General features: G+C 57.4%; 17 protein-coding genes. 9 read left to right on the top strand and 8 right to left on the bottom strand.

What is annotated here, in order from left to right; translation table 11 throughout:
* Positions 1-80 precede the first annotated feature (80 nt).
* Positions 81-2,363 carry a CHASE2 domain-containing protein gene (locus tag V3W40_RS16195; RefSeq protein ID WP_330215323.1) on the bottom strand — a complete coding sequence of 761 codons (2,283 nt, stop codon included), beginning with the start codon at positions 2,361-2,363 and terminating at the stop codon, positions 81-83.
* Between the two features lie 448 nt (positions 2,364-2,811).
* On the opposite strand from V3W40_RS16195, the gene V3W40_RS16200 reads away from it, so the two are divergent.
* Positions 2,812-3,537 (top strand): response regulator transcription factor, encoded by a 726-nt coding sequence (locus V3W40_RS16200; RefSeq protein ID WP_027608161.1) that lies wholly within the window; start codon positions 2,812-2,814, stop codon positions 3,535-3,537.
* A gap of 106 nt (positions 3,538-3,643) precedes the next feature.
* On the opposite strand, the gene gyrB is transcribed toward V3W40_RS16200, so the two are convergent.
* The 4 genes from gyrB to dnaA are packed head-to-tail and all read right to left on the bottom strand — an operon-like array spanning position 3,644 to position 9,852.
* Complete coding sequence (gene gyrB, locus V3W40_RS16205) at positions 3,644-6,061, bottom strand: DNA topoisomerase (ATP-hydrolyzing) subunit B (RefSeq protein WP_065926811.1); 2,418 nt, start codon at positions 6,059-6,061, stop codon at positions 3,644-3,646.
* 4 nt (positions 6,062-6,065) lie between these two features.
* Positions 6,066-7,169: a DNA replication/repair protein RecF gene (gene recF, locus V3W40_RS16210; protein ID WP_027608164.1), complete on the bottom strand. Its 1,104-nt coding sequence runs from the start codon at positions 7,167-7,169 to the stop codon at positions 6,066-6,068.
* Between the two features lie 20 nt (positions 7,170-7,189).
* Positions 7,190-8,293: a DNA polymerase III subunit beta gene (gene dnaN, locus V3W40_RS16215; RefSeq protein ID WP_065926810.1), complete on the bottom strand. Its 1,104-nt coding sequence runs from the start codon at positions 8,291-8,293 to the stop codon at positions 7,190-7,192.
* A 38-nt stretch (positions 8,294-8,331) separates the two neighbouring features.
* Complete coding sequence (dnaA, locus tag V3W40_RS16220; protein WP_065926809.1) at positions 8,332-9,852, bottom strand: chromosomal replication initiator protein DnaA; 1,521 nt, start codon at positions 9,850-9,852, stop codon at positions 8,332-8,334.
* 585 nt (positions 9,853-10,437) lie between these two features.
* Between dnaA and rpmH the strand changes: the two genes are divergently transcribed.
* The 5 genes from rpmH to mnmE all read left to right on the top strand — a co-directional run bounded on the left by rpmH (position 10,438) and on the right by mnmE (position 14,387).
* On the top strand, positions 10,438-10,572 hold the full coding sequence (gene rpmH, locus V3W40_RS16225) for a 50S ribosomal protein L34 (RefSeq protein ID WP_003213577.1): 135 nt from the start codon (positions 10,438-10,440) through the stop codon (positions 10,570-10,572).
* 16 nt (positions 10,573-10,588) lie between these two features.
* Positions 10,589-10,993: a ribonuclease P protein component gene (gene rnpA / locus V3W40_RS16230; RefSeq protein ID WP_053128141.1), complete on the top strand. Its 405-nt coding sequence runs from the start codon at positions 10,589-10,591 to the stop codon at positions 10,991-10,993.
* Entirely contained in the window at positions 10,986-11,231 is a 246-nt protein-coding gene (gene yidD, locus V3W40_RS16235; protein WP_010207715.1) for a membrane protein insertion efficiency factor YidD, read from the top strand. The genes rnpA and yidD overlap by 8 nt, the downstream gene beginning before the upstream one ends.
* Positions 11,232-11,233: 2 nt before the next feature.
* A complete protein-coding gene (gene yidC / locus V3W40_RS16240) occupies positions 11,234-12,937 on the top strand; it encodes a membrane protein insertase YidC (RefSeq protein ID WP_065926808.1) in 1,704 nt (567 codons plus the stop codon).
* A 79-nt stretch (positions 12,938-13,016) separates the two neighbouring features.
* Positions 13,017-14,387: a tRNA uridine-5-carboxymethylaminomethyl(34) synthesis GTPase MnmE gene (gene mnmE, locus V3W40_RS16245; protein WP_137211751.1), complete on the top strand. Its 1,371-nt coding sequence runs from the start codon at positions 13,017-13,019 to the stop codon at positions 14,385-14,387.
* A gap of 60 nt (positions 14,388-14,447) precedes the next feature.
* Here mnmE and V3W40_RS16250 read toward each other — a convergent pair whose 3' ends face one another.
* The 3 genes from V3W40_RS16250 to V3W40_RS16260 form a co-directional block, all read right to left on the bottom strand.
* A complete protein-coding gene (locus V3W40_RS16250; RefSeq protein WP_330215324.1) occupies positions 14,448-16,886 on the bottom strand; it encodes a TonB-dependent siderophore receptor in 2,439 nt (812 codons plus the stop codon).
* 92 nt (positions 16,887-16,978) lie between these two features.
* On the bottom strand, positions 16,979-17,923 hold the full coding sequence (locus tag V3W40_RS16255; protein ID WP_330215325.1) for a FecR domain-containing protein: 945 nt from the start codon (positions 17,921-17,923) through the stop codon (positions 16,979-16,981).
* Positions 17,923-18,429 (bottom strand): sigma-70 family RNA polymerase sigma factor, encoded by a 507-nt coding sequence (locus V3W40_RS16260; RefSeq protein ID WP_137211748.1) that lies wholly within the window; start codon positions 18,427-18,429, stop codon positions 17,923-17,925. The genes V3W40_RS16255 and V3W40_RS16260 overlap by 1 nt, the downstream gene beginning before the upstream one ends.
* 564 nt (positions 18,430-18,993) lie before the next feature.
* Here V3W40_RS16260 and mnmG point away from each other — a divergent pair.
* From mnmG to V3W40_RS16275, 3 genes are read left to right on the top strand one after another with little or no spacing between them, the layout of a single operon-like run.
* Positions 18,994-20,886, top strand: a complete 1,893-nt coding sequence (gene mnmG / locus V3W40_RS16265; protein ID WP_330215326.1) for a tRNA uridine-5-carboxymethylaminomethyl(34) synthesis enzyme MnmG — start codon at positions 18,994-18,996, stop codon at positions 20,884-20,886.
* Positions 20,883-21,527, top strand: coding sequence for a 16S rRNA (guanine(527)-N(7))-methyltransferase RsmG (rsmG, locus tag V3W40_RS16270; RefSeq protein ID WP_065926803.1), 645 nt, complete (start codon positions 20,883-20,885; stop codon positions 21,525-21,527). The genes mnmG and rsmG overlap by 4 nt, the downstream gene beginning before the upstream one ends.
* An 18-nt stretch (positions 21,528-21,545) precedes the next feature.
* The gene (locus tag V3W40_RS16275) at positions 21,546-22,343 is read left to right on the top strand and encodes a ParA family protein (protein ID WP_016978715.1); all 798 of its coding nucleotides are present in this window, start codon (positions 21,546-21,548) and stop codon (positions 22,341-22,343) included.
* Positions 22,344-22,352 lie beyond the last annotated feature (9 nt).

The raw sequence follows: 22,352 nt of genomic DNA on the forward strand, positions 1-22,352 counted from the left end.
AAAAAACGTGCATAAGTTTTTTCCGCATTAAAAAACCGGTCCTTGAGACCGGTTTTTTATGCACAGCACAAAGGTACGTTTTAGCCGTCGTCCAGCAAGGGCAGCTGCAGGCTGAAAGAGGTGCCTTTGCCCACGGTGCTTTCACACTCGATACGGCCCCCATGACGCTCCACCACCGCCTTGACCATGCTCAGTCCCAACCCCAGCCCTTCGCTGCCTTGGGCCGAGTCAAAGCGTTTGTACTGGCTGAACAGTTCAGGCAAATCCTCGGCGGCTATCCCTGGGCCCTGGTCGCTGATGCGGCATTCCAGCCAGCCTTGCGCGCTGCTGTGTCGCAGCCGGACAGTGGTACCGGACGGGGAATATTTGATCGCGTTCTCCAGCACATTGAACAATGCGCGGGTGAGCAGCGATTGATCGGCTGACACCATCCCTTCGTCGGCCTCGTCCAGATCGTGGACCAGGTGAATCCCCTTGAGCTGGGCGATCACGGCCACTTGATCAAAGGCATCCATTACCAGCATGGCGAACAGCGTAGGCTCGAACTGGTAGCCATCGGCCTCAGCCCTCGCCAGTTGCACAAATGATTCGGTCAGGCTCAAGGCGCGGCGTACTTGTTGCTCTATCTGGGCAAATATCGGCGACTCACTGCCGTGCACATCCAACAGGGCGAGGATCGCCGAGTGGGGTGCACGCAAGTCGTGAGAGAGGAAACGCAGCATGGTTTCCCGATGCTGCTGGGCCTCGCGTTCCTTGCTCAGATCAGTAAGGCTCAACAGCCAGCCAAGCGCGACATCCCCTTCGGCCGGCAGCAAGGGGGCAAGTTCCATGCGCAGGCTGCGTTGATGGATATCACGAAACTCAACGAGTTCCAGTGTCGAGAGGGGGGGGCGTACGCCATTGTGCAGCGGTGGATAACCCAGGTCGGCCAGTTGCTCCAGAAGGTTATGGTTGATCAAGTCATTGCCGAACACTTCCCGGGCGATGCGGTTGGCCAACAGGACATTACCCTGGGTGTCTGTGATCAACGTCGCCACCGGCAGGCATTCCAACCCATCGGCCATAAACCGTCGGGTGTCCCGCGTACGACTGACGGCTTGCTCCAAGGCAAAGATACGGCCCTGCAATACATCACCCTTATTGGCGGGTGCACGGCGGCGCTCGGGCAAGACCTTGGGTTCGTTATCCAGGCGCGCCAATTCCCAGCCGAAGTAGGCTAGGATCACACTCAAACGACGCCAGTTCCAGATCAGATAGCTGAGCAGCAAACCGATCAAGCAGGCCGCAGGCGACCACCAGTAGCCCAGGCGCAACAAGGCCGCTGAACCCACCAAGGCCATGCACATGCACCCCAGGGTCATCCACAGCGCATAGCGTGGGCGGTAGAGCAGCAGGCCCAGCAACATCGCCACCAGGGACGTTGCGATCAGTGCGGCCAGCCAGCCGGGCAAGTCCACGATACTTCGACCTTGCAGCAACCCATTGAGCACATTGGCCTGGATCTCCACACCCGCGGTCGTACCAGCCATAGGCGAGAGCGGGGTGACAAAGCGATCGCCCATGCCCGACGCTGTCGCCCCCACCAGAATCAGACGGCCCCGCAACCGCTCGGGAGGGACCTCACCACGTAATACGCTGACATAAGACACGCTCGGGAAATGGGTGTCGGCAGCAATAAACGGGATACGGACCGCATGCTCCCGGTGCCAATCCTGGGTGATCGATGGCAGAGGTTCCCCGGGCATCTCGGCCGATTGCCCGCTCATCGCGAAAGCCAGCCACGCTAACTGAAGCGCCGTGGCACCGGCTGGCCCCTCCCGCATATACAGCCTGCGGACCACGCCATCGCTATCCGCCTCCACATTGATATGCCCGACACCCTTGGCACATTTGAGCAGTGACAGCATTTGTGCCCCAGACTGGCTGTAGCTGGCCGAATCGTCACGAGCCAAGGGCAACAATACGTTGCCGGCGTTGCACACCGCGTCGGCCAGGCGCTTGTCATTGACCGGGTTACCGGGCTCGCTGAAGATCACATCAAACAGGATACCGGCCGGCTGCGCCGCGCTCAGGCGATCGATCAGGTCGGCGTGCACACTACGCGGCCAGGGCCACTGGCCGAGTTTCTTCAGGCTAGGGTCATCGATGGTCACCAGCAGGATGCGCGGATCCACCGGCAGGGGCGCCAGACGTCGAAGGCTGTCGTATAGCGGGTTGTTCAAGGCCAGGCCAGGACTCATCGAGAGGTAGGCAGTGATTGGCAACAGCAGCAAACCGATCCATAACCACTCACGTACCAGACCGTGGAACAGGCGCTGGGCATGGGTGGGTTGGCGCTTTTCGGCCTTTCCCCAGAGCATCATGGATCAACGCGCCTGAGTTGTTGGCGTGCGATAGAAGATGGCATAGACCCCCGATTCCTCCTCAGGCGTTGCATGGCGTAAGCCGACACACGTACGTGATAGAGCGACGCGTTGAGCCCAGTGAAGCTCATTTTCGACGCGGTGGAAAAAATTTCCTGCTGGATGTTCATAACGGCGGGGATTCCAAAGGGCATCCACTATCGGGGCACAGGAGTTTACGACAGCGCACGCGTCGGCTGATCCTTTTCCTTAACGCCTGGAGCCGGTATCTTTCCCACATCGGTATGGAAGACTTTCAATGGCGTATTCGCTTATTGATCCCAGCGTACCGAGAGATCCAAGGGGTCGACGAACCTGAGCACAATTCTTCAGATTCATTGACCGGCATCTGCGCAGTACGTGCCCCTCAATACGACTGCCGTACTCTTCAAGAAGAAAGGACCCCCCCATGCGTGTCGCAATACTGGATGACGAACCCGCTGAATTGCGACGGGTGGAACAGACACTGCGACAAATCCCCAGCACCGCCGAACAACCCTGGACACTGCATTGCTTCGAGCGCGGCGAAGACCTGCTGCGTCAGTTGCGTCGGGAGACCTTCGACCTGCTGATACTCGACTGGCAACTGCCCGACATCACCGGTATTGCCTTACTGCGCTGGACCCGTGAACACATGGAGTCGCCACCGGCAGTCATCATGCTCACCAGCCGTGATGCCGAAAGCGATATCGTCAGCGCATTGAACAGCGGGGCCGACGACTACGTCAGCAAACCCTTTCGTCCTAACGAACTGAAGGCACGAGTGACAGCCGTTCTACGTCGGCATGGCCTGCAGAGATCGGCAACCCCTGAAGTGCAGAGTTTCAACGACCTGACCTTCGACGATGCAGAGTTGACCGTCACACGCGCAGGCAAACCGATCAACCTTACCGAGCGCGAATACCGCCTGGCGAGCTGCTTGTTCGCCAATCTGGCTCGGCCGCTGTCGCGTGAGTATCTTTATGAGCGGTTCTGGACCCATGAAGAAATGGTGTCCTCCCGGCCACTGGATACGCATATCTATCGGCTACGCAACAAGCTGGGGCTTACTGCTGACAGGGGTTGGCAGCTGTTGACGATCTATGGGTATGGGTATCGGTTGGAGAGTGTGGCGGCGGCTTCTTCTCATGGATAAAAACCACGATGTTCCACGTGGAGCATTTTGCAGAAGATGATTTCCACGCAATAAAAAAGGCCAACGCTATGCGTTGGCCTTTTTTATTTTGGGCGTCGTACCTGGATCAGAAATCCAGGTTAGACACTGCCAGGGCATTGCTCTCGATGAAGTCACGGCGAGGTTCGACCGCATCACCCATCAGGGTGTTGAAGATCTGGTCTGCGCCAATGGCGTCCTCGATGGTTACGCGCAGCATACGACGCTGGGCTGGGTCCATGGTGGTTTCCCACAGCTGATCCGGGTTCATTTCGCCCAGACCTTTGTATCGCTGGATCGTGTGGCGCTTGGTACTTTCCGCCATCAGCCAGTCCAGGGCTTCCTTGAACTCCTTGACCGCTTTCTTACGCTCGCCACGCTGAATATAAGCACCGTCGTCCAGCAGGGTGCTCAGTTGCGCGCCGAGGGTCACAACGGTCTTGTAGTCGTTGCTGCCGAAGAAGTCGCGGTTGAAGGTGACGTAGTTCGACAAGCCGTGGGAGATCAATTCGACCTCTGGCAGCCAGACGTTACGTTCACGGTCTTCACGCAGGCTGGCTTTGTACACCAGGCCGGATTTTTCGACAGTACGCAGGCGTACTTCATACTGGGCCAGCCATTCCTGCATGTGTGCGTGGTCGCCCAACTGCTCCAGGCTTACGGACGGCAGGTAGATGAAGTGCTCGGTTAATTCCTGTGGGTACAGGCGCGACAGGCGCTTGAGTGTCTTCATCACCATACGGAAGTCGTTAACCAGACGCTCCAGCGCCTCACCGGAGATCCCCGGGGCTTCGTCGTTCAAGTGCAGGCTGGCATCTTCCAGGGCCGACTGCGTCATGTACTCTTCCATGGCGTCGTCGTCTTTGATGTACTGTTCTTGCTTGCCTTTCTTCACTTTGTACAACGGCGGCTGGGCGATATAGATGTAGCCACGCTCGATCAGCTCCGGCAACTGACGGAAGAAGAATGTCAGCAGCAGGGTACGGATGTGCGAACCGTCGACGTCAGCATCGGTCATGATGATGATGTTGTGATAGCGCAGCTTGTCGATGTTGTACTCGTCTCGGCCAATACCGCAGCCCAGTGCCGTGATCAAGGTGCCGACTTCCTGGGAGGAAATCATCTTGTCGAAACGAGCCTTCTCCACGTTGAGGATCTTACCCTTCAACGGCAGGATGGCCTGGGTGCGACGGTTACGACCCTGCTTGGCGGAACCGCCAGCAGAGTCACCTTCCACCAGGTACAGTTCGGAGAGGGCAGGGTCCTTCTCCTGGCAGTCAGCCAGTTTGCCTGGCAAGCCGGCAATATCCAGCGCACCTTTACGGCGGGTCATCTCACGGGCTTTACGCGCCGCTTCACGGGCACGTGCGGCATCGATCATCTTGCCGACAACCAGCTTGGCTTCGTTCGGGTTTTCCAGCAGGAAGTCGGAGAAGTACTTACCCATCTCTTGTTCAACCGCAGTTTTCACTTCGGAAGACACCAGCTTGTCTTTGGTCTGGGAGCTGAACTTAGGGTCCGGCACTTTCACCGAGATGATTGCGGTTAGGCCTTCACGGGCATCGTCACCGGTGGTGGCGACCTTATGCTTCTTCGCCAGGCCTTCGGCTTCGATGTAGGTGTTCAGGTTACGCGTCAGCGCCGAACGGAAACCCACCAAGTGAGTACCACCGTCACGCTGTGGAATGTTGTTGGTGAAGCACAACAGGTTCTCGTTGAAGCTGTCGTTCCATTGCAGGGCGATTTCAACGCCGATGCCGTCTTCACGCTGGATGTTGAAGTGGAACACCTGGTTGACCGCAGTCTTGTTGGTGTTCAGGTATTCAACGAACGCACGCAAGCCGCCTTCGTATTTGAACAGCTCTTCCTTGCCGCTGCGCTCATCCTTGAGGACGATGCCGACACCGGAGTTGAGGAAGGACAATTCACGAATCCGCTTGGCCAGGATGTCCCAGCTGAAGTGGATGTTCTTGAAGGTATCAGCCGATGGCTTGAAATGGATCTGGGTACCGGTGCTTTCACTGTCACCAACGATTTTCATCGGCTCCTGTGGCACACCGTGGACGTAGGTCTGCTCCCAGATCTTGCCACTGCGGCGAACGGTCAGGATCAGCTCTTCGGACAGAGCATTCACCACCGACACGCCCACACCGTGCAAACCACCGGATACTTTGTAGGAGTTGTCGTCGAACTTACCGCCGGCGTGGAGCACGGTCATGATGACCTCTGCCGCCGAAACACCTTCTTCTTTGTGCACATCTACCGGGATGCCGCGACCGTTGTCGCGCACAGTAATGGATTCGTCCGGATGGATGATGATGCTGATGTCGTCGCAGTGACCGGCCAAAGCTTCGTCGATGGAGTTGTCGACCACCTCGAACACCATGTGGTGCAGACCGCTACCGTCATCAGTGTCGCCAATGTACATACCGGGACGTTTGCGTACGGCATCCAAACCTTTCAGCACTTTAATGCTGGTCGAGTCGTACGTGTTTTCTTCGCTCATGCCTTCACTCCCGATGGTCGTGGGTCTGGGTGATACGGCCTTGTTCCACGTGGAACAAAGCGACTGGCGTTTCCGTCTGCCAGCCTTCCCTCAATAATTCGTGGTCTACACAGGTGATAAACACCTGGCAGCGTAAGTCTTCCAACAAGCGGCATAACGCACGGCGGTGTTGCTCGTCGAGTTCAGACGGCAAGTCATCCACCAGATAAATACACTGACCACGTCGGGCTTGGCTAACCAGATGCCCCTGGGCGATCCGCAGTGCACACACCACCAACTTCTGCTGGCCGCGGGACAAGATATCCGCAGCATTATGTGCGCCTAATCTAAGACGCAAATCTGCCCGTTGGGGTCCGGCCTGGGTATGGCCAATTTGCTGATCCCGCTGCAGGGACGTTGCGAGCACTGCACTCAGCTCACGGTCTTTGTCCCAGCCACGGTAGTAACTCAGCGTCAGCCCCTCGAGATCCAACAACTCACTCAAGGTCTGCTCAAAGACTGGTTTCAAGGCTTTGATATAGGCGCGGCGGTATTCATCTATTTCATCGCTGGCCAGGCACAATTCCCGGTCCCAGGCCGCTTGCGAAGCGGCGTCAAGTGTACCATGCCGCAGCCATGAGTTCCGCTGCCGCAGGGCCTTCTGCAGGCGCTGCCACGTGGCCATGAATCGCGGTTCCACGTGGAACACTCCCCAGTCGAGAAACTGCCTGCGGATCTTTGGCGCGCCTTCCAACAAGCGGAAGCTGTCAGGATTGATCAGTTGCAACGGCAGGATCTCTGCCAGTTGCGCAGCACTGCGAGCGTTTTGCCCGTCGATGCGAATCTGGAACTCACCGCCGCGATCACGAGAAATCCCCAGGCTGCTGTGCCCACCTTCTGCCAGTTCGACTTGGCCAAATACCGTGCAGGCCAGTTGTTCGTACTGAATCACCGGCAACAAGCGGGCACTGCGAAAGGAACGGGCAAGCCCTAGCAAGTGGATGGCTTCCAGCACGCTGGTTTTGCCACTGCCGTTGGCGCCGTGGAGGATATTGATGCGGGGGGAGGGGGAGAAGGTCACCGGGTGCAAATTGCGCACCGCGGTGACCGAGACGCGACTAAGGGACATCTAGCTTCTGCTGGGCATGATTACAGGCGCATCGGCATAACAACGTAAGCCGAGTCGTCATTATCGGATTCCTGCACCAGGGCGCTGCTGTTGGAGTCGGACAGGATCAGGCGAACCTGTTCGGTGGTCATCACACCCAGCACGTCCAGCAAGTAGCTCACGTTGAAGCCGATTTCCAAAGTGCCGCCGTTGTAATCGACGCCCACTTCCTCTTCCGCTTCTTCCTGCTCCGGGTTATTGGCCTGGATTTTCAACTGACCGTTGGCCAGTTGCAGACGAATGCCCCGGTACTTCTCGTTGGACAGGATCGCAGTACGGCTGAACGCTTCACGCAGGGCCTGGCGATCACCGATCACCAGCTTGTCGCCGCCTTTAGGCAGAACGCGCTCGTAATCCGGGAACTTGCCGTCGACCAGCTTGGAGGTGAAGGTGAACTCGCCGGTGGTCGCGCGGATATGGTGCTGACCCAGCACGATGCTGACATTGCCATCCGGCTCGGTGAGCAGGCGCGCCAGTTCGAGAATACCCTTACGCGGCACGATCACCTGGTGACGGTCAGGTTGACCGATATCGGCGCGCATCGAGCACATCGCCAGACGGTGACCGTCAGTGGCCACGGCGCGAATGATGCCTTCCGACACCTCCAGCAGCATGCCGTTGAGGTAGTAACGTACGTCCTGCTGGGCCATGGCGAAGCTGGTGCGCTCAATCAGACGGCGCAGTTTGCTTTGCTCCAGGCTGCAGGTCAGTGAGCCTGGGCCTTCTTCCACAGTCGGGAAATCATTGGCCGGCAAAGTAGACAGCGTGAAACGACTGCGACCCGCCTTGACCACCAACTTCTGCTCATCAACCTTGATGTCGATCAGCGCGTCGTTCGGCAGGCTTTTGCAGATGTCCATCAGCTTGCGCGCGGGTACTGTAATCTCGCCAGGTTCAGCGGGTTCTTCCAGTTGCACGCGACCGACCAGCTCGACTTCCAGGTCGGTACCGGTCAGGGACAATTGCTGGCCTTCGACCACCAGCAATACGTTGGAGAGCACCGGCAAGGTCTGTCGGCGCTCGACGACGCCTGCGACCAGTTGCAGGGGTTTCAACAGGGCTTCGCGTTGAATGGTGAAATGCATGGTCTAGTCCCTTGCCTTAATAAGCTGCGCTGGTGTCATCAAGTAGTCAGTGTACGCAGCAGGTTCTTGTAGTCCTCGCGAATATCCGCGTCGGATTCCTTAAGTTCGTTGATCTTGCGGCACGCGTGCAAGACCGTGGTGTGGTCGCGGCCGCCAAACACGTCTCCGATTTCCGGCAGGCTATGGTTGGTCAACTCCTTGGAGAGTGCCATGGCCACCTGACGAGGACGAGCCACCGAGCGCGAACGGCGCTTGGACAGCAAGTCGGAAATCTTGATCTTGTAGTACTCGGCCACCGTGCGCTGGATGTTATCCACACTCACCAGTTTGTCCTGCAATGCCAGCAAGTCTTTCAGGGATTCGCGAATCAGCTCGATGGTGATGTCCCGGCCCATGAAGTGAGAGTGCGCGATGACACGCTTGAGCGCACCTTCCAGCTCACGCACGTTGGAACGGATGCGTTGGGCGATGAAAAACGCGGCGTCGTGGGGCAGATCGACTTTCGCCTGATCGGCCTTTTTCATCAGGATCGCTACGCGGGTTTCCAGCTCCGGCGGCTCTACCGCAACGGTAAGGCCCCAACCAAAGCGCGACTTCAAGCGTTCTTCCAGGCCTTCGATTTCCTTCGGGTAACGGTCACTGGTCAGGATGACCTGTTGGCCGCCTTCGAGCAGGGCGTTGAAGGTGTGGAAAAACTCTTCCTGGGAACGCTCCTTGCGCGCGAAGAATTGAATGTCATCGATCAGCAATGCATCAACGGAGCGGTAGAACCGCTTGAACTCGTTGATCGCATTGAGCTGCAGGGCCTTGACCATATCTGCCACGAAACGCTCCGAGTGCAGGTACACAACCTTGGCATTCGGGTTCTTCTTTAATAGGTGGTTACCCACAGCGTGCATCAAGTGGGTCTTACCCAAGCCAACGCCGCCATAAAGGAAGAGCGGGTTGTAACCATGCTTGGGGTTATCGGCGACCTGCCAGGCGGCCGCGCGGGCCAGCTGGTTGGATTTACCTTCGACGAAGTTCTCAAAGGTGAACGTGCGGTTCAGGTAGCTGGTGTGCTTGAGCGCACCTTCGACCTGCACCGTGCGCTGCTCGGCGCGGACCGGAGCCTGCTGGGAACTGGCACCCGCCATCGGATCGAAGCTGTCGCGGGACGGCTCTTCATTGATAGGCGCGTTGTTCTGCGACGAGGATTTCGAAGGCGTCTGGGCAACCGGCGCTGGCGAGTTATTAACAGGCGCCACAGGGGCTTGAGCCTGCGAGGCACTGGCTGCGAGCGGAGCATTCGGTGCAGCACGGGGCGCCGAGCTGCGTTTACTGCCTATTAATAAGGAGAGCACGGGCGCAAGGCCATTGCCGTGTTCATCGAGCAATTCGAGAACGCGGCTCAGGTACTTCTCGTTGACCCAGTCGAGAACAAAACGATTGGGCGCATAGATACGCAACTCGTCGCCTTCGGCTTCGACCTGTAGCGGGCGGATCCAGGTGTTGAATTGCTGGGCAGGCAGCTCATCGCGCAAAAGCTCCACGCACTGCTGCCAAAGTTCCACTGACACGGATATCCCCTAAGTTGAAAGCCGGTGAGGCAAAAACAGCCGCCATTGTAGCGGCCAGCAGCCCACTTATCCACATGTAGGTTGCTCACAGGCCAGCCAAAATCAATGCCTTAACTGCAAAAAATGCGACAGATGGTCTGTGCATAAGCTCTGTGGATAAGCGGGCCTGAGCTCGTTGTACAAGTGGGGTCGAAAGTCTGTGGGTAACTGACCTGTGGATAACATGCCATTCCACACACAGCTTATCCGACAGCGCAGCACAGGCAGAGCACCGCTTCTCCCCCATGTTGTCATTCTCTGTACAGCACGTGGAATATGGCCTTAAGGCAGTTATCCACAGAGGATGGCCTGCCTAGCTTTTATAAGCTTTACAGAAAAGCTTTAAATAACTTCCTTCTTTATTTTTATATCTATGGCATTGCTCATGGAAGCAGAACGGAAAGAAAAGGTCTGGAGGCCCGTAAAGATCTAATTGAAGGAAAAGCTGGTTGGAAATTGACCTAGAGGCTTGCTTTCTCTAGAATCGCCGGTCTCTTAAAACGGGGGCCATTCCGGCCCGTTGTGGACGAACCAGGTAACAACGCCATGAAACGTACTTTCCAACCAAGCACCATCAAACGCGCCCGTACCCACGGCTTCCGTGCTCGCATGGCTACCAAGAACGGCCGTGCTGTCCTGTCGCGTCGCCGCGCCAAAGGTCGTGCGCGTCTGGCAGTTTGATAATCCGGTACTGGTGGTGAGTCAGGACTTCAGTCGGGAAAAGCGTCTGCTAACTCCCCGGCACTTCAAGGCAGTCTTTGACTCCCCCACCGGCAAGGTTCCGGGGAAAAATCTCCTGCTCCTTGCGCGTAACAACGATCTTGATCACCCCCGTCTCGGGTTGGTGATCGGCAAGAAGAGCGTAAAGCTCTCCGTTGAGCGCAATCGCCTCAAGCGTCTGATGCGCGAATCGTTTCGCCTCCACCAGGACACTCTGGTTGGTTGGGATATTGTTATCGTCGCGCGCAAAGGCTTGGGGGATGTAGAAAACCCCGAATTGATTCAGCATTTCGGCAAGCTCTGGAAACGTCTGGCGCGTACCAACAAACCAGCACCAGCAGTCAGCACCGAAACTGTAGGGGTAGACAGCACCGATGCGTAAACTGGCACTCGTTCCGATCCAGTTTTATCGCTATGCCATTAGTCCTCTGATGGCCAGCCACTGTCGTTTCTACCCCAGTTGTTCCTGCTACGCGTTAGAGGCCATAGAAAATCATGGTCTTCTGCGCGGTGGCTGGCTGACCTTTCGTCGTTTAGGTCGCTGTCATCCGTGGAATCCCGGTGGTTATGACCCGGTTCCACCTATCCCTACCTCCCGTTCTTCTTCGATGGCCGAGTAATCATGGATATTAAACGCACGATCCTGATCGTCGCCCTGGCAATCGTGTCCTACGTCATGGTCCTTAAGTGGAACCAGGACTATGGCCAGGCTGCCCTGCCGACTCAGAATGTTGCTGCCAATGCTGTTCCAGCGGGGCTTCCCGATACAGTAAGTGGCACCAATACTGCCGCCAGTGATGACATTCCACGGGCAGCGGGCGAAACAAAAGCACCTGCCGAAGTTGCAGTTGCCGCAAGCACCGACCTCATCCAGATCAAGACGGATGTGTTGGACCTGGCTATCGACCCGCAAGGTGGCGATGTTGCCAAGCTGACACTTCCGCTGTATCCGCGTCGTCAGGATCACCCGGAAATCCCATTCCAGTTGTTCGATAACGGTGGCGAACGTGTTTACCAGGCACAAAGTGGCCTGATCGGCACCAACGGCCCTGATGCGAGTGCAACCGGTCGTCCGATTTTCTCTGCGGAGAAGAAGAGCTATCAACTGGCAGATGGCCAAGACCAACTGGTCGTGGACTTGAAGTTCAGCAAGGACGGCGTCAACTACATCAAGCGCTTCACACTCAAGCGCGGCCTGTACGACATCGTTGTCACCTATCTGATCGACAACCAGAGCGCCCAGCCTTGGACCGGCGCAATGTTTGCGCAGCTCAAGCGTGACGCCAGTTCCGATCCATCGTCCAGCACTGCGACGGGTACCGCGACTTACCTGGGCGCTGCCCTGTGGACAAGTTCGGAGCCGTACAAAAAAGTATCCATGAAAGACATGGATAAAGTGGCCGAAGACAAAACCAAGGCGCCGATCACCTATAACGTGAACGGTGGCTGGGTAGCCTGGCTGCAACACTACTTTGTGACCGCGTGGATTCCTCAGCCCGGCCAGAACAATGCAGTACTGGCGCGCAAGGACAGCAAAGGCAACTACATCATCGGCTACACCGGCCCGGCGTTGACCGTGGCTCCAGGTGCCAAGGCTGAAACCAGCGCTACCCTGTACGCCGGCCCGAAAAGCCAGGCGGTGCTGAAAGAGTTGTCCCCAGGTCTGGAACTGACTGTGGACTACGGCATCCTGTGGTTCATTGCCCAGCCGATCTTCTGGCTGCTGCAACATATCCACAGCATCGTCGGTAACTGGGGCTGGTCGATCATCTTCCTGACCATGCTGATCAAGGGGATCTTCTTCCCACTGTCGGCCGCCAGCTACAAGTCGATGGCGCGTATGCGTGCCGTGGCGCCTAAACTGGCCGCGCTGAAAGAACAACATGGCGATGACCGGCAGAAAATGTCGCAGGCCATGATGGAGCTGTACAAGAAAGAGAAGATCAACCCGCTGGGTGGATGCTTGCCGATTCTGGTACAGATGCCGGTATTCCTGTCGCTGTACTGGGTACTCCTGGAAAGCGTGGAAATGCGCCAGGCACCGTTCATGCTGTGGATAACTGACCTGTCGATCAAAGACCCGTTCTTTATCCTGCCGATCATCATGGGCGCGACCATGTTTATCCAGCAGCGCCTGAACCCGACGCCGCCGGATCCGATGCAGGCCAAGGTGATGAAAATGATGCCAATCATCTTCACCTTCTTCTTCCTGTGGTTCCCGGCTGGCCTGGTTCTGTACTGGGTGGTCAACAACGTGTTGTCGATCTCTCAACAGTGGTACATCACACGTAAAATCGAAGCGGCTACCAAAAAAGCCGAGGCGTAATTTACTCTGTGGATAACCACTCAAGACGCCCCCTAGTGGGGCGTTTTGCTTTCCGTCACTTTTATTCTGGAACCTGCTGATGAGCGCTCCTCGTGAAACCATCGCTGCTGTCGCTACCGCTCAAGGTCGCGGCGGTGTCGGTATCGTTCGTATTTCCGGACCGCTCGCCGGGATTGCCGCGAAGGCCATCAGCGGGCGTGAGTTGAAGCCGCGCTATGCCCATTACGGCCCCTTCCTCGGCTCTGGTGAGGAAGTATTGGACGAAGGCCTGGCCCTGTATTTCCCGGGACCCAACTCTTTCACGGGTGAAGACGTACTGGAATTGCAGGGGCACGGCGGCCCGATCGTTCTGGATATGTTGCTGCAACGCTGCCTGCAGTTGGGTTGCCGCCTGGCTCGCCCGGGTGAGTTCAGTGAGCGGGCATTCCTCAACGACAAGCTCGACCTGGCACAGGCCGAGGCGATTGCCGATTTGATCGAGGCCAGTTCTGCGCAAGCTGCACGCAATGCGCTGCGCTCTCTGCAGGGCGCTTTCTCCCTGCGTGTGCATAACTTGACCGAACAGTTGATCAGCCTGCGCATCTACGTCGAGGCGGCGATTGATTTTCCTGAAGAGGAAATCGACTTCCTTGCCGATGGCCATGTATTGGCGATGCTGGATAAGGTCCGTGATGAGTTATCCACAGTCCTGCGGGAAGCCGGGCAAGGCGCGTTGCTGCGAGACGGGATGACCGTCGTGATCGCTGGGCGTCCCAATGCCGGCAAATCCAGCCTGCTCAATGCGCTGGCGGGGCGTGAAGCAGCCATTGTCACCGAGATCGCCGGCACCACCCGGGATATCCTGCGCGAACATATCCACATCGATGGCATGCCGTTGCACGTCGTCGACACCGCCGGTTTACGCGATACCGATGACCAGGTGGAAAAGATCGGCGTGGAACGCGCGCTCAAAGCCATCGGCGAAGCGGACCGGGTACTGCTGGTGGTGGACGCCACCGCGCCGGAGGCTGTGGATCCTTTTGCATTGTGGCCGGAATTCCTCGAGCAACGGCCGGACCCGGCCAAAGTCACCTTGATTCGTAACAAAGCCGACCTGACGGGTGAAGCCATTGCGATGGAAACCAGCGCTGATGGCCACGTCACTATCAGCCTGAGCGCCAAGTCTGCGGGGGAGGGCCTGGAATTGCTGCGTGAGCATCTCAAGGCCTGCATGGGTTACGAGCAGACGTCGGAAAGCAGCTTCAGTGCGCGCCGCAGGCACCTGGAGGCGCTGCGCCATGCAAGCGCGGCATTGGAGCACGGCCGGGCGCAGTTGACCTTGGCGGGGGCGGGGGAGCTGCTGGCTGAGGATCTTCGCCAGGCGCAGCAGCTGTTGGGAGAAATCACCGGCGCATTCAGCTCCGATGATTTGTTGGGACGGATCTTCTCCAGCTTCTGTATCGGCAAGTAGCAGCAGGCTTGCCAGCGATAGCGGCCTGAAGAGCATTTTGATTCTTCAGGCCATCATCCATCACCAGTTGTACGAAACAGTCCCAAGCAGTGTACGACTGTCACCCCAGTAGCAGCGGCCCGCGTCGTTGCAGCCAGAAACATACTCCTTGTCGAACAGGTTCTTGGCGTTCACGTCCACTGACCAGTGCTTGTCGATCTGATAGCCGACGGCTGCGTCCACCAGAGTGACGCTCCCAGCATCCAGCTTTCCGTACAGGCTTGGCTGGGTGTAAGAAAACGTACTGTCGAAATAGCGCACACCGCCGCCCAGGGACAAGCCCTTGAGTTGGCCATCGAGGAAGCGGTACTTGCCCCACATCGAGGCCTGGTTGCGCGGAACCCCCGTCATCTGATGCCCCTCGACCAGCGAGGTAGCCGAGTCCTTGATAATACGAGCGTCAGTGTAGGTGTAGGCTGCGGTCACATTCAGGTTGGGCGTGATGTTGCTGTTCACCTCGACCTCAGCACCTTTAGCCCGGCTTTCGCCCACCTGGCGGTAGCTGTTGGTGGTGGCGTCGAGGTAGGTGTCATCTTCCTTGCGCAAGTCATACACCGACAAGGTCATCGCTGTATCCCAGCCGACCGGTTCGTACTTCACACCCACTTCGTACTGACTGCTGGTGATCGGCTTCAACGGTGAACCGGCGTTGGAGATCTGCTGTACAGGCACAAATGCGGTGGAGTAGCTGACGTACGGCGTCAGGCCGTTGTCGAACTGGTACATCACCCCGCCCTGGTAGGTAAACTTGCGGTCTTCGGAGCCGGTATTGCTGGCCTTGTTGACCTTGTCGCGGAAATCACTGTCGACCCAGTCCTGGCGGCCACCCAGCAGGAACAACCAGTGGTCATACTTGCTCTGGATTTGTGCATAAACACCCTTCATCTGCTGCTCGAGCAAGGTGTTTTGCACAGCCACCGGGGTAAGCGGCTCACGCAGGTACACGGGGTTATACACATTGATGGTGCCGGCGAAGCCTGCGTCCCAATCCTGGTTGAACGAGGTGCGGTCATAACTGGCGCCGAACAGCACCGTATTTTCCAGGTCCCCGACCTGGAATTTGCCTTCCAACTGGTTATCCAGGGAGTAGACCATCGATTTGTTGTAGCGGTCGTAGGCCGTCATGTTCAGTTGGGTGCCGAAACCGCCATTGTTCAATGTGCCCGGCCAGGTTTCATGACGGTTGATGCGCGATTGCATGTACCGCGAGTTCTGGCGGAACTGCCACTCATCATTGAAGCTGTGGCTGAATTCGTAGCCGCTGCTCCAGGCTTCACGTTCGAACGTATTCCAGTCCGGGTCGCCGAGCATGGTGTGCTTGGACAGCTTTCCGTTCGGATTTGTAAGCAAGGTCCCCGCGGCGGGTAGGCCGAGTTCGAGATTGGTGTGGTCCTTTTGGTAATTGGCCAACAGAGTGAGCGTGTTGAAGTCGTCGAAATTCAGGGTCAATGAAGGCGCGATGTACAGGCGATCATCAGGAACATGGTCAGTCTGCGTATCAGACTTGCGGCCGAGCATCACCACCCGGCCAAGGATATTGCCGCTATCGTTGAGTGGACCAGAGATATCCACACCCAACTGACGCCGATTATTCGAGCCATAACCGAGCTGCACTTCACCCTGCGGCGTGGCAGTCGGATGTTTGCTCACCAGGTTCACTAAGCCGCCAGGCGCGTTTTCACCGTATAGCAGGGAAGAGGGCCCACGGAAGATTTCGACCCGCTCCAGGCCATAAGGCTCACTGGTGGTGTCGTACCGATTGCCTTGTACGCGCAGGCCATCTCGCAGCAGGCCGTAGCCGTAATCCGTGGCATTGAAACCGCGGATGAAGAACAAGTCACCCGCGAGACCGTCGCCAGCAGCAAAGGGTGGCGCGAAAATACCTGGCACGTAGCCCAATACTTCAGTCAGGGTCTGCGACTTCTGGTCCTTGATGCGCTGGCCGGTGACGACCGATACCGAACGCGGTGTTTCCGACAGAGGTGTGCTGGTCTTGGTACCGATACGGCTGTTTTGCGCTTTGTAGCCCACATCCCCGGCAATCTCCTGATTGAACCCAGCCTGTTGATAAGTGCTGACCGTGGTGGGCGCGAGCGTGAGTTGCCCTGTAGGAATGGCCTGCAGGACATAGCTGCCAGGCGCCTGGACCAGCGCTTGTAACCCCGAGTTCTGCAGCAACAATGCAAAGCCTTGCTCAACCGAATAGTCACCTTCCAGCCCGGTTGTATTCAAGCGCGCGGTTTGCTGGGGCGAGAAAGACAGAATCACATTCGCCCTGGCGGCAAATTGGCTCAAGGCATTGTCCAGGGGACCGGCCGCAATGACGTAATGCTGCACCGCGCTGGCGGCCAGGGCGTCACTGGATAGCAAAACACCGGCTGTGACTGCCGTGCCGAGCAGCAGGCTGCACGTCATACCGTGGTAGGAAAGTCGCTGGCGGAGCTTGGTGCGAAGGCGCATAGGTGGGTAAGCCCTGAAGGTGGCGTCGTGATTACCTTTAGGGCCGTGCCAGGTAAAAAAAAGATAACCCCTTGTGAGGATATTTTTTCCGATCAGGCGATTCGCTCCACCGAAACCCAATAGCGAGTGAAGTATTTCACCTGAATGGGCAAGGTTGCCTGCAGATTCGCCAGTACCGCATCGGTGGAGTCGAGGCGGAAAGTCCCGGAAACACGTAGGTGTGCACTAGCCAAGTCGCATTTCAGGACGCCGGGACGGTAGCGGGCAAGGTCTTCGATCACATCTCCGAGGCGAGCATCCAATACGATCAGCTGGCCATCGACCCAGGCAGCCTGGGACCCGCTATACGTGTGGCCAAGCCCTATGTTTTGACGATCAAAGTCAGCGCTTTCACCGGTACCGAGCAGTCGAGCATGGTTGGGCCGGTCACCAGGGGACACACTCACGCGATCCTTCAGAACACCGACACGCGTGGAATCTGGCAGCTGGCGCACTGTAAACCGAGTACCCAGTGCCTGGACTCGGCCTTGGCGGGTTTCGACATAAAAGGGCGTGTGCCCGCCCAACTTGCCGGTGTGGATAAGTACTTCACCTTCACGCAGCCGGATCAAACGTTGGCGCCCGTCGAATATCACGTCAATCGCGGTGCTGGTATTCAGATCAATCCGCGTGCCGTCAGCCAATGCGATACGCCGGCGTTCACCCACAGACGTCCGGTAGTCGGCCCATACATTGCCCAGGGAGGTGTGTTGCTGGACATTCCAGCCCAGGCACCCGGTACCGCCCATTACCAGCATCCACTTCAATACCTGACGACGTTGTTGCGTGGCCGACAATGCCCGGCGGGTGAAATCCTGGGGCAGGGCGCCGAGACTGCGCTGCAATTGCTCCATCTGGTTCCACGCCGCCTGATGGGACGGATCGCCGCTGAGCCATTGTTGCCAGGCAAGGCGTTCAGCAGCCGTAGGCGTTTGGGATTGAAACTGTACATACCAGTGAGCAGCGGCCTCGAAGGTCTTGCGATCGGGGGCGGCCATTACAGGCTGGCCATGATCAGCGAGCATTCAGTCAATGCACGGATCATGTGCTTCTTCACCGTGGTCAGCGACACCTGCAGTTGATCGGCGATCTGTTGATAAGTCAGCCCCTCGATCTGCGACAACAGGAAGATCCGTCGCGCTCGCTCACCGAGTCCGGACAGGGCTTTATCCACAGCCACCAGCGTCTCGATGATGATGGCTTTGTCTTCTTCATTGATGGCCGTGGCTTCAGGCCGTTCGGCCAAGGTTTGCTTGTAGGCCTGTTCGATGGCATGCCGGCGATAACGGTCAATCACCAGGCCCCTGGCGATGGTCGCCAGGTAGTCACGCGGTTCAACGATCTGCGCCGCATGCCGCCCACCCAGAATGCGCACGAACGTATCGTGCGCCACATCGGCTGCATCGCAGGCGTTATGCAACTTACCTTTGAGCCACCCGTGCAACCAGGAGTGGTGCTGCTCGTAGATGTTCTGAACCGCAGCCGTGTGTGAAGAAGGGGACATAGGGCATGACAAGCTAAGTTAATGATAATCGCTATTATTAACTGCCTGGCTGTTTTCTCACAATAGATCTCTTTTTGACGTGCTCACCCCCGAATAGAAAGATTCGGTTGGCTTCGTCGTGGGCGAAATTCACACGATTGCACGGATTTCTGTGGATTAAGCCCTGTGAATAACCGCCCGTGGGCCCAGTTGATAACAGGGCTCGAAACCTGAGTAAAAACCCATCTGTGGATAACCACCTGTTTAATCCACAGGCTTAAAGCACTTATCCAAGGGCCTCATTGGCACATGGCCACAGACTTTTGAATCGCTGTACACATTGTAAATAAAGGCCTGTAGAGATCTATCCACAGAAACGGTGCCCAGTAGAAATAAACATAAAAACAAAGATTTAATAAATTTCTCTCTTTTAATTTCTATTGTCTGTGATTCATCCACAGCTGGTTAAATTTTGTGCAAAGGGTTCTTTAGGAAGGGCGAAGTCCCTATACTTGCCGCCAAAGCTCCAAAACCCTTTCAACAAACAATTCCTGATTACCTACATAAGCAGGCACGAGGTGCGTGGTGGATTTCCCTTCCCGTTTTGAAGTGATCGTCCTCGGCGGCGGTCATGCCGGTACCGAGGCAGCACTGGCGTCAGCACGCATGGGCGTAAAAACCCTGTTGCTGACGCATAACGTGGAAACCCTCGGCGCCATGAGTTGCAACCCCGCCATTGGTGGGATCGGCAAAAGCCATCTGGTCAAGGAAATCGACGCCCTTGGTGGCGTGATGGCCGAGGCTACCGACAAGGGTGGTATTCAATTTCGCGTGCTCAACAGCCGCAAAGGCCCGGCCGTGCGTGCCACTCGGGCCCAGGCAGACCGCATCCTGTACAAAGCCGCGGTCCGCGAAACCCTGGAAAACCAGCCCAACCTGTGGATATTTCAACAAGCCGCCGATGACTTGATCGTCGAACAGGACGTGGTTCGCGGTGTTGTCACCCAAATGGGCCTGCGTTTCTTCGCAGAATCCGTGGTGTTGACCACCGGTACGTTCCTCGGCGGACTTATCCACATCGGCATGCAGAACTATTCGGGTGGCCGCGCCGGTGATCCGCCGTCGATTGCCCTGGCAAAACGCCTGCGCGAATTGCAGCTGCGCGTCGGTCGCCTGAAAACCGGGACCCCACCGCGTATCGACGGGCGTTCCGTGGATTTCTCGGTGATGACTGAACAAGCTGGCGATACACCGATTCCGGTAATGTCGTTCATGGGTTCCAAGGAGCAACACCCCAAACAGGTGAGCTGCTGGATTACCCATACCAATGCGCGCACTCACGAAATCATTGCCGCGAACCTCGACCGTTCGCCGATGTACTCCGGGGTGATCGAAGGTATTGGCCCACGTTACTGCCCGTCGATCGAAGACAAGATCCACCGCTTTGCCGACAAGGAAAGCCATCAGGTGTTCATCGAGCCCGAAGGCCTGACTACCCATGAGCTGTACCCGAACGGGATTTCCACTTCCCTGCCGTTCGATGTGCAAATCCAGATCGTGCAATCGATTCGCGGCATGGAAAACGCACACATCGTGCGTCCGGGCTACGCCATCGAATACGACTACTTCGACCCGCGTGATTTGAAGTACAGCCTGGAAACCAAGGTTATCGGCGGTCTGTTCTTCGCTGGGCAAATCAACGGCACCACCGGCTACGAAGAAGCCGGCGCCCAGGGTTTGCTGGCCGGGACCAACGCCGCATTGCGTGCACAAGGCAAAGACAGCTGGTGCCCGCGTCGCGATGAAGCGTATATCGGCGTGTTGGTCGACGACCTGATTACCCTGGGAACCCAGGAACCGTATCGGATGTTCACTTCCCGAGCGGAATACCGCCTGATCCTGCGGGAAGACAACGCCGACCTGCGCCTGACCGAAAAAGGCCGTGAACTGGGGCTGGTCGACGATGCGCGCTGGGCGGCCTTCTGCAAAAAACGCGAAAGCATCGAGCTTGAAGAGCAGCGCCTGAAAAGTACCTGGGTTCGCCCCGGGACCGAGCAGGGCGACGCGATTGCGGAAAAATTCGGCACGCCGCTGACTCATGAATACAACCTGCTGAACCTGCTGTCCCGTCCGGAAATCGACTACGCCGGTCTGGTCGAAGTGACCGGCGGCGGCGCCGATGATCCACAGGTTGCCGAGCAGGTCGAAATCAAGACCAAGTACGCCGGTTACATTGACCGCCAGCAGGACGAGATCGCTCGTCTGCGCGCCAGTGAAGACACCAGGCTGCCTGTGGATATCGACTACACCGGTATTTCCGGATTGTCGAAAGAAATCCAAAGCAAGCTGGGGATAACTCGCCCCGAGACCCTCGGCCAGGCTTCACGTATCCCGGGCGTCACCCCTGCAGCTATTTCGCTGTTGATGATTCATTTGAAAAAACGCGGCGCGGGCCGTCAGTTGGAGCAAAGCGCTTGAGTTCGTTGGTCACCTCGCAACACGCCGAAGAGTTATCCACAGGTGCGCGCCAATTGGGCGTGGACTTGACCGAGGCCCAGCACGATTTGCTGCTGGGTTACCTGGCCCTGTTGATCAAATGGAACAAGGCTTACAACCTGACGGCTGTGCGTGATCCCGACGAAATGGTTTCCCGTCACTTGCTCGACAGTCTGAGCGTGATGCCGTTTATCGAAAACGGTCGTTGGCTCGATGTCGGCAGTGGTGGCGGTATGCCTGGCATCCCACTGGCTATCCTGTTTCCTGAATCGCAAGTGACCTGCCTGGACAGCAACGGCAAGAAAACCCGCTTCCTGACCCAGGTCAAGCTCGAACTCAAGCTGGATAACCTGCAAGTTATCCACAGTCGCGTCGAAGCCTTCACGCCTGAACTGCCGTTCAACGGAATTGTTTCCCGGGCGTTCAGCAGCATGGAGAACTTCAGCAACTGGACCCGTCACCTGGGCGACCGCGACACCCGCTGGCTGGCAATGAAGGGCGTCCATCCAAGCGATGAGCTGTTAGCATTGCCGGCAGACTTCCACCTCGATAGCGAACATGCCTTGGCCGTACCCGGTTGCCAAGGCCAACGCCATCTGCTGATACTGCGCCGCACGGCATGATTGGGAACACAAGCAAGAATGGCTAAGGTATTCGCGATAGCGAACCAGAAAGGTGGCGTGGGCAAAACCACCACCTGCATCAACCTCGCAGCATCCCTGGTCGCCACCAAGCGCCGGGTGCTGTTGATCGATCTCGATCCACAGGGCAACGCCACCATGGGTAGCGGTGTGGATAAACACGGCTTGGAAAACTCGGTCTACGACTTGCTGATTGGCGAGTGCGACCTGGCCCAGGCCATGCACTACTCCGAGCATGGCGGTTATCAACTGCTGCCGGCCAACCGCGATTTGACTGCGGCGGAAGTGGTGCTGCTGGAAATGCAGATGAAGGAAAGCCGTCTGCGCAGCGCGTTGGCACCGATCCGCGAGAACTACGACTACATTTTGATCGACTGCCCACCGTCGCTGTCGATGCTCACGCTTAACGCATTGGTGGCTGCCGATGGGGTGATTATCCCCATGCAGTGCGAGTACTACGCGCTGGAAGGGTTGAGCGACCTTGTGGATAACATCAAGCGTATCGCCGAGCTGCTCAACCCGAACCTGCAGATCGAAGGCCTGCTGCGGACCATGTTCGATCCGCGCCTGAGCCTGATGAACGATGTGTCGGCGCAGCTCAAGGAACACTTTGGCGACCAGCTGTACGACACCGTGATTCCACGCAACATCCGCCTGGCCGAAGCGCCAAGCTATGGCATGCCCGCGCTGGCGTACGACAAATCATCCCGTGGCGCCATTGCCTACCTGGCATTGGCCGGCGAGATGGTTCGTCGTCAACGCCGCAACTCACGCACCGCTGCAGCCCAGCCAACTTAAGGAATCCCC

Source organism: Pseudomonas sp. AM8 (genome assembly GCF_036346475.1).
Lineage (GTDB): Bacteria > Pseudomonadota > Gammaproteobacteria > Pseudomonadales > Pseudomonadaceae > Aquipseudomonas > Aquipseudomonas marginalis.

Excerpts from the sequence above, each read along its gene's own strand:
- V3W40_RS16195 (WP_330215323.1), bottom strand. The coding sequence starts at position 2,363 with ATGATGCTCTGGGGAAAGGCCGAAAAGCGCCAACCCACCCATGCCCAG.
- V3W40_RS16200 (WP_027608161.1), top strand. The coding sequence starts at position 2,812 with ATGCGTGTCGCAATACTGGATGACGAACCCGCTGAATTGCGACGGGTG.
- dnaN (WP_065926810.1), bottom strand. The coding sequence starts at position 8,293 with ATGCATTTCACCATTCAACGCGAAGCCCTGTTGAAACCCCTGCAACTG.
- mnmE (WP_137211751.1), top strand. The coding sequence starts at position 13,017 with ATGAGCGCTCCTCGTGAAACCATCGCTGCTGTCGCTACCGCTCAAGGT.
- V3W40_RS16255 (WP_330215325.1), bottom strand. The coding sequence starts at position 17,923 with ATGGCCGCCCCCGATCGCAAGACCTTCGAGGCCGCTGCTCACTGGTAT.
- V3W40_RS16260 (WP_137211748.1), bottom strand. The coding sequence starts at position 18,429 with ATGTCCCCTTCTTCACACACGGCTGCGGTTCAGAACATCTACGAGCAG.
- V3W40_RS16250 (WP_330215324.1), bottom strand. The coding sequence starts at position 16,886 with ATGCGCCTTCGCACCAAGCTCCGCCAGCGACTTTCCTACCACGGTATG.
- yidC (WP_065926808.1), top strand. The coding sequence starts at position 11,234 with ATGGATATTAAACGCACGATCCTGATCGTCGCCCTGGCAATCGTGTCC.
- V3W40_RS16275 (WP_016978715.1), top strand. The coding sequence starts at position 21,546 with ATGGCTAAGGTATTCGCGATAGCGAACCAGAAAGGTGGCGTGGGCAAA.
- recF (WP_027608164.1), bottom strand. The coding sequence starts at position 7,169 with ATGTCCCTTAGTCGCGTCTCGGTCACCGCGGTGCGCAATTTGCACCCG.
- gyrB (WP_065926811.1), bottom strand. The coding sequence starts at position 6,061 with ATGAGCGAAGAAAACACGTACGACTCGACCAGCATTAAAGTGCTGAAA.
- rpmH (WP_003213577.1), top strand. The coding sequence starts at position 10,438 with ATGAAACGTACTTTCCAACCAAGCACCATCAAACGCGCCCGTACCCAC.
- yidD (WP_010207715.1), top strand. The coding sequence starts at position 10,986 with ATGCGTAAACTGGCACTCGTTCCGATCCAGTTTTATCGCTATGCCATT.